This window comes from Nocardia sp. NPDC051911 (genome assembly GCF_040681035.1).
Lineage (GTDB): Bacteria > Actinomycetota > Actinomycetes > Mycobacteriales > Mycobacteriaceae > Nocardia > Nocardia sichangensis.
Genome location: NZ_JBFAXY010000016.1, coordinates 68,184 through 80,573 on the forward strand (window position 1 = coordinate 68,184; position 12,390 = coordinate 80,573).

Annotated in this window: 12 protein-coding genes; 3 read left to right on the forward strand and 9 right to left on the reverse strand. The window is 70.2% G+C overall.

Annotated features, from left to right (window positions below):
• Positions 1–209: 209 nt before the first annotated feature.
• From AB0L97_RS20835 to AB0L97_RS20845, 3 genes are all read right to left on the reverse strand, one after another.
• Positions 210–779 (reverse strand): carboxymuconolactone decarboxylase family protein, encoded by a 570-nt coding sequence (locus AB0L97_RS20835; RefSeq protein WP_355072251.1) that lies wholly within the window; start codon positions 777–779, stop codon positions 210–212.
• A gap of 108 nt (positions 780–887) precedes the next feature.
• Positions 888–1,265, reverse strand: a complete 378-nt coding sequence (locus AB0L97_RS20840; protein ID WP_364431923.1) for a nuclear transport factor 2 family protein — start codon at positions 1,263–1,265, stop codon at positions 888–890.
• Between the two features lie 39 nt (positions 1,266–1,304).
• Positions 1,305–2,099, reverse strand: a complete 795-nt coding sequence (locus tag AB0L97_RS20845; RefSeq protein WP_355072255.1) for an AraC family transcriptional regulator — start codon at positions 2,097–2,099, stop codon at positions 1,305–1,307.
• Positions 2,100–2,583: 484 nt separating this feature from the next.
• On the opposite strand from AB0L97_RS20845, the gene mihF reads away from it, so the two are divergent.
• Complete coding sequence (gene mihF / locus AB0L97_RS20850) at positions 2,584–2,898, forward strand: integration host factor, actinobacterial type (protein WP_039796616.1); 315 nt, start codon at positions 2,584–2,586, stop codon at positions 2,896–2,898.
• Positions 2,899–2,946: 48 nt separating this feature from the next.
• On the opposite strand, the gene AB0L97_RS20855 is transcribed toward mihF, so the two are convergent.
• The 4 genes from AB0L97_RS20855 to AB0L97_RS20870 form a co-directional block, all read right to left on the reverse strand.
• The gene (locus AB0L97_RS20855; RefSeq protein WP_364431928.1) at positions 2,947–3,531 is read right to left on the reverse strand and encodes a hypothetical protein; all 585 of its coding nucleotides are present in this window, start codon (positions 3,529–3,531) and stop codon (positions 2,947–2,949) included.
• Between the two features lie 80 nt (positions 3,532–3,611).
• Positions 3,612–4,451 (reverse strand): formate dehydrogenase accessory sulfurtransferase FdhD, encoded by an 840-nt coding sequence (gene fdhD, locus AB0L97_RS20860; RefSeq protein WP_355072260.1) that lies wholly within the window; start codon positions 4,449–4,451, stop codon positions 3,612–3,614.
• 49 nt (positions 4,452–4,500) lie between these two features.
• Positions 4,501–6,798 (reverse strand): FdhF/YdeP family oxidoreductase, encoded by a 2,298-nt coding sequence (locus AB0L97_RS20865; protein WP_364431932.1) that lies wholly within the window; start codon positions 6,796–6,798, stop codon positions 4,501–4,503.
• A gap of 399 nt (positions 6,799–7,197) precedes the next feature.
• The gene (locus AB0L97_RS20870; RefSeq protein WP_364431935.1) at positions 7,198–8,454 is read right to left on the reverse strand and encodes an FHA domain-containing protein; all 1,257 of its coding nucleotides are present in this window, start codon (positions 8,452–8,454) and stop codon (positions 7,198–7,200) included.
• Positions 8,455–8,790: 336 nt separating this feature from the next.
• Here AB0L97_RS20870 and AB0L97_RS20875 point away from each other — a divergent pair, with 336 nt between their 5' ends.
• Together AB0L97_RS20875 and AB0L97_RS20880 are read left to right on the forward strand one after the other, a co-directional pair.
• A complete protein-coding gene (locus tag AB0L97_RS20875; protein WP_364431939.1) occupies positions 8,791–9,462 on the forward strand; it encodes a TetR/AcrR family transcriptional regulator C-terminal domain-containing protein in 672 nt (223 codons plus the stop codon).
• 43 nt (positions 9,463–9,505) lie between these two features.
• Positions 9,506–10,024 (forward strand): GNAT family N-acetyltransferase, encoded by a 519-nt coding sequence (locus AB0L97_RS20880; protein WP_364431942.1) that lies wholly within the window; start codon positions 9,506–9,508, stop codon positions 10,022–10,024.
• A gap of 22 nt (positions 10,025–10,046) precedes the next feature.
• On the opposite strand, the gene AB0L97_RS20885 is transcribed toward AB0L97_RS20880, so the two are convergent.
• Complete coding sequence (locus AB0L97_RS20885; RefSeq protein ID WP_364431945.1) at positions 10,047–11,588, reverse strand: glycerol-3-phosphate dehydrogenase/oxidase; 1,542 nt, start codon at positions 11,586–11,588, stop codon at positions 10,047–10,049.
• A gap of 42 nt (positions 11,589–11,630) precedes the next feature.
• Positions 11,631–12,266, reverse strand: coding sequence for a helix-turn-helix domain-containing protein (locus tag AB0L97_RS20890; protein WP_364431948.1), 636 nt, complete (start codon positions 12,264–12,266; stop codon positions 11,631–11,633).
• Positions 12,267–12,390: the final 124 nt, after the last annotated feature.

Genomic DNA, 12,390 nt, shown 5'->3' on the forward strand with positions numbered 1-12,390 from the left:
AACGGTCGGGCGGAGGGGAACTCGAGAAACCGAAGACGCCGTTACCCCGCACCGAAACTCGCGAAGGTAGCCCGCCGGCCGCGGCACGGCCAGGCGACGTCAACACCTCTTATTCTTAGTGCATTCCGGGCCGTAACGACAGCCCCGGGTGAACGCGGCGCCGAAGTACCAGGTCGGATCGCACCATTCCCGCAGCGCCGCGGCCCTTTTCACGACCAGGGCACCCGGCACGAATCGGTGCTGAAACCCTGCGCCGTGATCCCGAGCGCCGAATTGAACCGGGCGCGTGAGTTTTCCAGCGCGATCTGATAGCTGAGCTCCACCACACCCGCTCGGCCGAAGCGCCGCTCCAGGTCGGCGACCTGTTCGTCGGTGACCGTGGTCGGCGTTGCGGTCATCGCGTCGGCGTAGGCGATGGCGGCGCGCTCGTCGTCGGAGTACAGCGGCGAGGTCGCGTAGTCGGCGATGTGTTCCAGCCGCGCGACGTCCAGCTCGCCCAGGCGCATGAGCATGGCTCCGAAGTCGACGCACCACGAACAGCCGATCGTCCACGCCGTGCGATACACCGCGATCTCGCGGATGACGGCGGGCAGGGCGGTGCTGGCCTTGCCGACCATGGTCTCGTGGACCGCGCTGGCCCTCAGCAATTTCGGATGGTTGGCGGTGACGGCGAAGGGCTCCGGCACTTCGCGGAAGCGGCGCTTGGCCAGCCGGTAGAGCAACTTGGTCGTCGGTCCCGCGTGTTGCGGGGTGACGGCGGCGATACGGGTGGCGCTCATGTCGATCTCCTTCGATCAGCGGATGTGGTTCCTACTTCTCGGACGAGAGACCGTGCCGGAATGTGATGGGGCCGCGATGTGACCTGGCGCACCCGGCCGCCGCGCGCGCTACTCGGGCTCGACCCGCATGTCCTCCTGGCTCCAGTAGGCGCGCATCCCGGTGATCCGGCCTTCTTCGTCGAACTCCATCACATCGATCGGTGACAGGACGAAGCGCTGTCCGCCGACCTTGGTGACGATGGTGAATGGGAACGCGGCCTGAGTGCCCGCGATTCTCACGTCCTCCGGCCGCAGCTCGGTCTCCCGATCCAGTGCGGCGATCACCTCGTAGAACTCGCGGATGGCCTCGTGGCCGCGCTTGGGTGGAGTGCCGACGGGGTCCTCCACGATCGCGTCGGGCGCGTACAGGGCGACGATGTCCTCGGTCGGCCCCGAGCCGACCAGCTTGACGTATTGCTCCACCACGTCGCGAATCTGTTTGGCCATCGAGTCTCCTCCGAAATGAAACGTGTTCTAATTTGTAGCCTAGCGCGTTCGGACGCCCGATTCGATCCCTTCCGCTTCGTCCAGCACGACGATCCGTACTCCGGTGGCGAGCAGTGTGGTGGCCGACAAGCCGAACAGGGTGCGGAAAGCGTCGCTGAAGTGTGAGGGGCTGGCGAAGCCCGCGTCGGCCGACGCGGCGGTGAGGTTCGCGCCCTCGGCGAGCGCGCGGCCGACGCCGAGCATCCTGGCCCACAGCCGGTACCGCCGGAACGAGGTGCCCGCCTGGGCGGCGAACAGATGCAGGAAGCGCGACTCCGACAGGTGCGCGGCCGCGGCGAACCGGGCGGCGGTGAACTCCCGCGCGGGATGGGCGAGGAGGGTCGCCATCGCCTCGGCTACCCGGTCGTCCGGCGTGGGGACCGGCCCGGCGCCGATGAGTTCGGCCAGCGAGCGCGGATCGGGGCACGTGCCGCTCGCAGCCGTGGCGAGCGCGGCTTCCGCCCGATGGCCGAGTCCGAATTCAGCGTGCCACCGGATCATCCGATCCCGGCAGGCTCGGGCGCCCCGCGACCCCGGATCCAGATAACAGAACATCATCTGGTCGCCGCCCGCGACGACGCGGTGCACCCGGCGCGGCGGGATCAGCGCGCTGCGCACGGTGTGCGTGACGGCATCGGTCGCGAGTGTGAACGGCGCGTCCAACCCAACGGCCAGACAGTTCACGGCGGTGGAATGCGCGTCCGGACGCAGGGACGGTCCGCGATAGATCGCCTGCCCAGGCCATAGCCACAGAATCGCGGACGCAGTCGTCCCCGGCGGAGTGCTCGGCTCCATGCCGTCATGCTGTCACGGGCCGTGCGAACCGCGATATTTTCTGTTGTCCGGGGTGAAGGCTCCGCTCGGTGTGACCCGAGCGGGCCCGGGGGATCGCCGTTGATCCCCCTTGGTTCGCCGTTGAACCAGACCCGCGTTCGGTATTTGCTGACTCTGTCGGTAACGGCTCATCCCGCGTTACCGTGCGGCGACGGCCGCTTCGGAGTAGTCGCCGTCCCGGCGCACCGCTTCTGCTCGGGGTTCTCGGTACGTGTCGTCCGACGCGACGATCCGTGCGAGGGACAGCTCCGTGACGTGGTGTTCCTTTCGTCCTATTCGTCTGTAGCCCGTCGGCCGTCCACTGATTCCGACGGCGCGAACCGGGGAAATTCATCGTCATTTCCGCAGTTCGTGCCCGGTGTGTCGAGCTTGCGCTCCCGGTGCCGTGCTGTTTACTCGGTCCGGTCAACCAGATGTTCGAGTGACGAGTGGAAGCGGAGGAGACATGGCACTGCCTACCATGACCGCAGAGCAGCGCACCGAGGCCTTGGCCAAGGCGGCTGCGGTCCGCAAGGCACGCTCCGAACTGATCGGCAAGGTGAAGGCGGGCAAGGTTTCGGTCGCGGATCTGCTGAAGAAGGCAGACTCCGACGAGCTGGTGAAGAAGACCAAGGTGGCCGCGGTGATCAAGGCCCTGCCCGGTGTCGGGCCGGTGAAGGCCGCGAAGTTGATGGACCAGGCGGAGATCCCGGAGGATCGCCGGATCGGCGGGCTCGGTGCGCGTCAGCGCGCGGCACTGCTCGAAGCGCTGAAGGACTGACGGTCGGGGAATTCGCCAAGTCGCGGCGTCATCCGCGGATCCACCGGATCACGCCCGTGGTGATCTCCCACGGGCGTCCCGGACTCTGCTGCCGGGTTCGCCGATCAGCGGACGGCGGCGCGGGAAACGCAGCGTCACCGGTTGCGGGTCCGAGAGGGGCAACTCGCCTCGCGGCGGCAGGAAGAGGCAGGCCGCTCCGCCGATCACGAGCAGCAACGCCGCGATCAGGCTGGCCGTGAAGCTCGCCGCGCCCATGTCCGCGGGCTTGTGGAAGAGGTGGTAAAGGGAATGGGGGACACCGAAGGTGAGCCAGCCGACGCCCGCGATCCGGGCCGCCGTGGTTCGGTTGACCACGAGCGCCGCGATCGTCACCGCTGTCAGCGCCAGGAAGAAGGCACCCACGTCGGCCGCCAGATGGTGGTTGTAAGGGCCGTCCGCCGCCACCCACGTGGCGCCGAACCCCGGAAAACTGGTGTACCAGGAATGCGGCGCGAACGTGGCCCAAAGGCCGACGATCGCTCCTTGTACCGCCAAGACGGCCAGCACGATCCGCGTCAGCAGCAGGCGGCGGTACTGCTCGAACCGCATCCGCACCCGCAGGCCCTCGGAGTTCCCCTCCACCGATATCCGCATCGGCCGCTCCGTTCTCGCCGAATCCGTTCCGGCTCCGTGCAGTCACGGTAGAACGGGCGTCCGGCGCGGGCAATAGTGAGTCAGGCCAACAACGAGTCGGCGCCCGGATCGGTGCGCAGCCGCTCGGGGACGGTGTAGACGTTCATCGTGTCGCCGCGGAGGAAGCCGATCAGACTCAGTCCGGCGTCGGCGGCGAGATCGACGGCCAGCGAACTCGGCGCCGAGACCGCGCCGAGCATCGGGATTCCGCCCATGACGGCTTTCTGCACCAGTTCGAACGACGCGCGCCCGCTCACGATCAGCACCAGATCATGGGCGGGCACCCTGGATTCGCGCAGTGCCCAGCCGATCACCTTGTCCACCGCGTTGTGCCTGCCGATGTCCTCGCGCACCGCCAGCGCTTGCCCGTCGGTGGTGAACAGGCCCGCCGCATGCAAGCCGCCGGTGGCTTCGAACACCGATTGGCGGTCACGCAGCATGCCGGGCATCGCGGCCAGTACCCGGGTGTCCACCACCGGGCCTGCGGCGGGCAGGGGGAATCGGGTGCGCTTGCGGACCTCGTCCAGGGCGGTCTTTCCGCACAGTCCGCAGGCTCCGGTGGTGAGGAACGAGCGGGTCGACACCGGCACGGGGGTGCGCAGGGTGACGTCGAGGACGTTATACGTGTTGCGGCCCTGGTCGTCGGTGCCCGCGCAGTAGCGGGCCGCCACGATGTCCTCGGCGGAACCGATGACGTCTTCGCTCAGCAGGAATCCGTGCACCAGGTCGATGTCGTTGCCGGGGGTGCGCATGGTGACCGTCAGCGACTGCCCGTCGATGCGGATCTCGAGCGGTTCTTCGACGGCCAAGGTGTCCGGGCGCTGGATCTGCCCGCTGGGCGAGATCCGGCGCATCCGGCGGCGAGCGGTGACGCGGCTCATGCCGTGTTCCCTTCGGCGCGAGCACTGTCCTGCGGCCGGACCCGGCTGGTCATGCCTTGCTCGCCTCGAACCGAATGGTGACCGCTTTGGAGACTGGCGTGTTCGATCGTTTCGCGACGTGGTCCAGTGGCACCAGGGGATTGGTCTCGGGGTAGTAGGCGGCGGCGTTGCCGCGCGGTGTGGGGTAGGAGACCAGGCGGAAGCCTTCGACGCGGCGTTCGGTGCCGTCGGTCCACTCGGAGACGATGTCGACCAGATCGCCGTCGCGGAAACCGAACGCGGTGATGTCCTCGGGGTGGACCAGCACCACTTTGCGGCCGTTGTGGATGCCGCGGTAGCGGTCGTCCAGGCCGTAGATGGTGGTGTTGTACTGGTCGTGACTGCGCAGGGTTTGCAGGATCAGTCTGCCCGCGGGGACCGGCAGCCAGGTCAGCTCGTTGACCGCGAAGTTGGCCTTGCCGGTAGCGGTGCGGAATTCGCGGGCGTCGCGCGGCGGATGCGGTAGCTGGAAGCCGCCCCGGCCGCGAACTTTCGCGTTGTAGTCGGCGCAGCCGGGCACGACGCGGGCGATGGCGTCGCGGATGCTGTCGTAGTCACGGGCGAAGCGGGCCCACGGCACCGGGTGGTCGGGGCCAAGGACTGCCCGGGCGAGTTCGCAGACGATGGCGACTTCACTGCGCAGCTGGTCGCTGACCGGCCGCAACCGTCCGGTGGACAGGTGCACCATCGACATCGAGTCCTCCACCGAGACTTGATTCTTGGCGCCGTCCGGGGCCAGGTCGAGGTCGGTGCGCCCGAGCGTCGGCAGGATGAGCGCGGTACGGCCGTGCACGACGTGGCTGCGGTTGAGTTTGGTGGAGACCTGCACGGTGAGCGCGCAGTCGCGCAGCGCGGCTTCGGTCACGGCGGTGTCGGGGGTGGCGGAGACGAAGTTGCCGCCCATGCCGATGAAGACTTTCGCCTGTCCGTCGCGCATGGCGCGGATGGCGGCGACGGTGTCGAGGCCGTGCTCGCGCGGGCTGCTGATGCCGAATTCGCGGTCGAGGGCGTCGAGGAAGGTGTCGGGCATCTTCTCCCAGATGCCCATGGTGCGGTCGCCCTGCACATTCGAGTGACCGCGCACGGGGCACACACCCGCGCCCGGTTTGCCGATCATGCCGCGCAACAGCAGCAGATTGGTGGCCTCCTCGATGGTGGCCACCGCATGGGCCTGCTGGGTCAGGCCCATGGCCCAGCACAGGATGATGTTGCGCGAGCGGGCGAACAGCTCGGCGGTGTGCTCGAGTTCGGCCGCGGTGAGACCCGTCGCTTCCAGTACGGTGTCGAGATCGACCGTGCGCGCGTGCTTTTCGTATTCGGCGTAGCCCGCGCAGTGGGCGTCGACGAACGCCCGGTCGACCACCGTGCCCGGTGCGCGGTCCTCCGCTTCCAGCAGCAGGCGGCCGAGCGCCTGGAACAGGGCCAGGTCACCGCCGAGGCGGATCTGCAGGAAGTCGTCGGCGATCGGCACGCCGGTGGTGACGCCCTTGATCGTCTGCGGGTCGCGGAAGCCGAGCAGCCCGGTCTCGGGCAGGGGGTTCACCGCGACGATCCGGGTCCCGTTCGCCTTGGCCGCGGCCAGCGCGCTGAGCATCCGGGGGTGGTTGGTGCCCGGATTCTGTCCCGCGACGACGATCAGGTCGGCCTTGGCGAAGTCGTCGATGGAGACCGAGCCCTTGCCGATCCCGATCGAGCTCGACAGCGCCGCGCCGGAGGACTCGTGGCACATGTTGGAGCAGTCCGGCAGATTGTTGGTGCCGTAGCTGCGCACCAGCAGCTGATACAAGAACGCGGTCTCGTTGCTGGTGCGGCCGGAGGTGTAGAACACCGCCTCGTCCGGGGAGTCCAGCCCGCGTAGCGTGTCGGCGATCAAACGGTAGGCGTCGTCCCAGGCGATCGGCCGGTAGTGGGTGTCTCCGGGACGCAGCACCATCGGGTGGGTCAGCCTGCCCTGCTGCCCGAGCCAATAGCCGGATTTGTCGCTCAGGTCCGCCACCGAGTGGGTGGCGAAGAACTCGGGAGTCACCGTGCGCAGCGTGGCTTCCTCGGCGACGGCCTTCGCGCCGTTCTCGCAGAACTCGGCGGGCCTGCGATGGCCGCTCGGCTCCGGCCAGGCGCAGCCCGGGCAGTCGAAGCCGTGCACCTGATTGACCCGGGCCAGGGTGCGCGCCGTGCGGATGACGCCCATCTCCTCGATCGAGCGTTTCAACGCCACCGCCACGGCGGTGACGCCCGCGGCCTGCTCTTCGGGCGGGGTCACCGTCAGCTCGGACTCGTCGATGTCGCGGCTCGGTCCGTTTCGGTGCATGTCGCCATTGTGCTCCCCGCGCGATCCGGGCTCGACTCGACCGGTTGATCGGCCGTCCCCGGCGCGAGGCCGGTGAGCCGGGCGCGAAGCCGTCCGGTACACGGCCATGGTGCGGCCTGGCCTCGGCCGTGCGAGGGGCCGACCCGGAGCCCGGTTCCGCGAGCGCGGCGGCTCGGCGAGCCGTTCACGCTGTGCGGCGCCCTGGTGCGAGGCAGCCGCGAGCGCCGGGGTCATGACATGCTCGAACGCAGTCCACCGCACTGCGGCTCGGTGGTCGGCGCCGGTCCGGGTACCCGATGCCGTGCGTGTGCGGGCGCGGCGACGCTGTTCGAGTACCCAGGCGCCGGTGCTGGCAGGCGAACTCGTCACCGCGGCCACTTTGCCAGGCGCCCTCGGCGGCTACGAACGGCGGCGCGCTCCCGCGATATCCGCCGTGCCCGTGCGCTGCTCGTCGCCTCGGTAGGTGAGGACCCGCTCGCTGATGCGGACCCGCCAGCCGGGCGGGAGCTCGGTCGGGGACGTGCTGATCCTGGTCCACTGGTCGGTGCCGGGACCGGCGATGAAGGTGCCGGAGGTAGCGGCGGCGTCCCGGATGTACACCTTGCCGCCGTCCACCGACACATAGGCGTGGACCCGCGAGACATGGCGATCGCGCTGGATGACGATCGGAGTGGCGGCGGCGGTGCGGACCGCCTCGTCCACCTGCGGTCCGCGCCCGATGACGTAGGCGCGGTCCAACGGGTAGGCCGCCCCCTCTTCGGTGACCAGCGCACCGACGGCGTCTCCGGACAGCGCCGCCGGGCTCATGGCTCGCGTTCCGCCGTTCTCGGGCGCTTTGCGCAGGGCGACCGGTTCGCGCGCGGGCTGCACCTGGGACCACGCCGGCGGTCGGTCCGGGACCGGCCGGGGCGGACGCGGTTTGGCGAAGGGGCGGACCGACTCGTTCGGCCTGGGTGTCGCTGGTGCGAGGGCGTCGGCGGCGCTGGTCTGCCGAGGGATCGGCGTTGCCTGTGCGGCGGCGTCGGACGCGCCGGTCGGTCGCGGAGCGGGCGATGCTTGCGCGACGGCGTCGGACGCGCCGGTCGGTTCCGGCATCGCCGCGAAACCGGCCGCCGCCGTCGCCTCGGGCTCGGCCTGCGCGGAAGGCTCGGACGTGCGTGGTTCGGCGGCTTTTCCGGTGCGTCGTACCGCGGCGTGCAGCACGAAGCCGTCGCCGGGGACCACGCCGGCGCGCAGGTCGGTGCGGGGCAAGGCGGTCGGCGGCTCGCCGGTGTCCGCGCCGATCGTGATGCGGCGCACCGGTTCGCGCACGATCTCGTCCACCCAAGTGAACGCACGCCCGCCGTCGAGGCGGCGGGTGCCCTCGGCGCCTTGGATCTCCGCGGTGACCGGTCCGCGCAACAGGATCAGCACGCCGTCCGCGGTGGGGGCGACCACACCGAACGGCGGCGGTTGGACGGTGCTGCCGAAGATCACCGCGGCCAAGCGTTGCGCCAGCGCGGCGCCGGGATGCTCGCCTTCGGCCACGGCTTCGATGGTGCCGAGTATTCGGTCCGTGGAGGTCGTTTCGGCCCCGAGGTAGGCGACGACCGCACCGAAACGGGCGACGAGTCCGTCGCCCGGTGCGACACCCACGGTGGACGGTTTTCTGCGCACCCGCGCCCTCCTTCCCGGCGCACTACCGGCATACCGAAGCCAGCATAGAGCGTCGGCGACAACCGAACCGGGGTCTGCGCGCATCGCGAAGCGAACAGTGCGAACGTCTCGCCGTGTCATCGGATTCTCGAATCACGCTCTGTCGGGCGGGTTCTCGCGAGCGGTCGCCGTCAAGCTTCGCAAGGCTGTGAGCTGCGTGTTGTGGTGTTTTCCGCAGCAAGCGGCGTTCGGCGGCCTGCTCCGTCCCGCCGGATCGGCCTCTTCGCGGCAGCTCCGGACGCGCATGGACTTGCGCCGCTCACCCGAACGGCGTTCGTCCCTCGTTATGCTCGGCTCATGAGCGCAGCAGCCGTCAGCCGCAGGGCCCGCCCGGCCAAAGCTCCGCTGAGCCGCGAGGTGATCGTCGAGACCGGCCTGCGCATCCTGGACCGGGATGGAGCGGCGGCGCTGACCATGCGCCGGGTCGCACAGGACTTGGACACCGGCGCCGCCTCGCTGTACGTATACGTCGCCAATCGCGACGATCTGATGGCCGCCATGCTCGACCATGTCCTCGGTTCCGTCCCCGAGCCCGCCGGGGCGAGCTGGCGCGAGCGGCTCACCGAGCTGGTCGATGCCACGGTGGCGGCGATGAGCAGGCACGAAGGGCTGGCGCTCGTCGCGCTCGGTGTGATTCCGAGCAGTCCGAACGCCCTGCGGCTGGTGGAGCTGATGCTCGGTGCGCTCACCGAGGCGGGACTGGACGAGCTGACCGCGTCGTGGGCGGTGGACCTGCTGTTCCTGCACATCACCGCGTCGGCGTCCGAACAGAGTGCGCACCGCATCGGGGGCGGCAGCGAGCAGGAGTACCTCGCCGCGATCGAGCGGCGCTTCGCCGAACTGCCCGCCGACCGCTATCCGACCGTCGTGGCCATGCGGGAGGCTCTGCTGGCGGGCGGCGGTGCGGCGCGCGCGGCCTGGGCCGTGCAAGTGCTGCTCAACGGCATCCTCGCCACGCGGGCGCAGTGAAATTCGCTGGCTCATGTCGTGGGGGCGGACCGACAATGGGCCGGTGATCCGACCCGCGACATTCCGAGACCTCCCCGTGCTCCAGGACATCGAGCGCGCGACGGGTGAGCCGTTCGCGCGAATCGGGATGACGACCGTGGCCGACGACGAACCGCCCTCGCTGGCGACTCTGCGACAGTTCCAGCAGGCCGGGCGGGCCTGGGTGTGGACCGACGACGACCTGCCGATCGGCTACCTCGTCGCGGCAGTGGTCGACGGGAACGCCCACATCGAGCAGGTCTCGGTGCGCCCGGATCACGCCCGGCGCCGGATCGGCAAGCGCTTGCTCGACCAGGCCGCCCGATGGGCCGCCGTCGCGGGCCTACCCGCGATGACGCTGACGACGTTCACCGAGGTGCCGTGGAACGGGCCGTATTACGAGCGGCTCGGCTTCCGGTACCTGTCGGCGGGGGAGGAGACGCCGGGGCTGGTCGCGCTGCGCGCCGCCGAGCAGGCCCACGGCCTCGACCGCTGGCCGCGCGCGTGCATGCGCGCGGAACTGTCCGCATGGTCGATGGACTGAGCCGCCCGGACGCGTCGTGCCGTCAGGCGAGGGCGCGTACGGCCGCGGGCGCCGCGGCGGCCCGATCTTCGGCGATCAGGCCGATGCGCGTGCGCCGATCCAGCAGGTCGTCGGCCTCCAGCGCGCCCTCGTGGGACACCGCGAACGCGAATTCGGCTCCGAGTACGTCGATTCCGGGCGCGACCGGCTCGGCGAGGGCAGGATCACGGCGCGCGGCGGCCAGCACGGCGTCCGCCTCACCGCCGTAGCGTTCGATCAGCACCGGCGGCGCGTCGATGCGGTCGCGCGCCGCTCCGGAGACCGCGCCTACCAGTGGTAGCCGCCGGGTGCGGCACGGTGCCGCGGCGAGACCGTTGTGCGTGACGGCGGCGTCGATCACGTCCTCGGCCATCTTGCGGTAGGTGGTGAGTTTGCCTCCCACGATGGTGACGATCCCGCTCGGGGAACGCAGCACCGCGTGTTTGCGCGAGATGTCGGCGGTGCTGTCGTCGGCGGTCTCCAGCAGTGGGCGCAACCCGGCGTAGGAGCCGCGAATATCGGCGCGGGTCAGCGGCTCGCGCAGGGCGGGATTGATGGTCTCGAGCAGGAAATCGATCTCGCCGTCGGTGGCCTTCGGCTCGTCGGGAACCGGGCCCGGCGCGTCCTCGTCGGTCAACCCCAGGTACACCCGGCCGTGCGCGGCGGGGAAGGCGAAGACGAAGCGGCCGATGCTGCCGGGCACCGGTACGGTGAGCGCCGCGGACAGGCCGCCGAAGGACGCGGCGGAGAACACCAGGTGGGTGCCGCGGCTCGGGCGCAGCCGGATGCTCGGATCCACCTGATCGGCCCAGACTCCGGTGGCGTTCACCACGGCGCGCGGCCGCACCGCCAGGGTCTCGCCGGTGCGTGTGTCACGCAGGGTCGCCGAATTCCCGGTCACGTCGATCGCTTCGACGCGGGTCAGAATGCGCGCGCCGTTGGCCGCCGCGGTGCGCGCCAGTGCGACGACCAAGCGCGCGTCGTCGACCAGCTGTCCGTCCCATGCCTGCAGCCCGCCGCGCAGGTCCGCGCGGCGCACGGTCGGTGCGAGCCGTACCGCCTCCGCGGCGGCGACGTGCCGGGACCGGGGCAGCAGCGCCGCGGGGGTGCCCGCACCACGCCGCAACAGATCACCCGCCAGGAAACCGGCGCGCACCAGTGCGGCTTGCGTCGTGCCGATATTCGGCAGCAGCGGGACCAGTTGGGGCAGCGGGCGCACCAGATGTGGCGCCGTGGTGCGCATGAGAATGCCGCGCTCCGAGGCGCTTTCGTGGGCGATGCCGACGCGGCCGCTCGCGAGATAGCGCAGGCCGCCGTGCACCAGCTTGGAACTCCAGCGGCTGGTGCCGAAGGCCAGGTCGTGGCGTTCCACCAGCACGGTGCTCAGCCCGCGGGCCGCGGCGTCCAGCGCCGCGCCCGCGCCGGTGACGCCACCGCCGATCACCAGCACGTCGACCTCGGCGCCGTCGCCGAGCCGCGACAGATCCGCCGCACGGCGGGCGGCGTTCAACGCGGAGTCCCCGGTGTGCCCCGGATCAGTGCTCATCACAATGCCTTTCGGTTACGGCGAGAAGGGTGCGAAGACGGCTCATCGCGCTTGTCTCCGGTCGGTGTCCTCGGTCGTCTCCCGGGCGTGGTCGTCCAGGTACCCGTCGATCGCGCGACGGAGTTCGGCGTCGAGATGCTCGCCCGCCAGCAGCGGCGCGACGGTGCCCGCCGATTGCACCGCGGATTGGGCGATCAGCAGCAGCATCGTGGCCATCCCTTCCGGGTCGCCCCCGCGGATGGAGCCGTCCCGCTGGCCGTCGCGGATACCCGCGGCGAACAGCTCGATCAGAGCGCGCTGGTTGCGCCCCAGCCTGCCGAAGACGTAGGTGAGCATCAGATCGGTGTCGGTACGGAAGATCTTGCCGAACAAGGGATTCGACCGGACCGTCGCCGCTCCCGCGACCACGCCCTCGACCAGCCTGACGCGCGCGCTGCCCGCCGACGGCATGGTCGCCGCCACGATCCCGCGCAGCTCGCGGACCAGCAGCTCGGCCACCAGCGCGCCGGTGTCCGGCCAGCGGCGGTAGACGGTCGGCCTGCTGACGCCCGCTCGCCGCGCCACTTCGGTGAGGGTGGTGCGGCGCACGCCGAATTCCTCCACGCACGCGCGAGCGGCGTCGAGGATCGCCAGGTCGGTCGCCGAGAGGCGCTCGGCGGAGTCGTCAGGAGCGGTCAAGGTGTCACCACCGGGGGTTGATCGGCCGACGGCTGGCGTCGACCAGGGGAATGGTCCGAACCTTCGTTACTGCTTGACAGTCTATGTCAAACTGTAACGCATGGTGGAGACACGGCAGCACTCC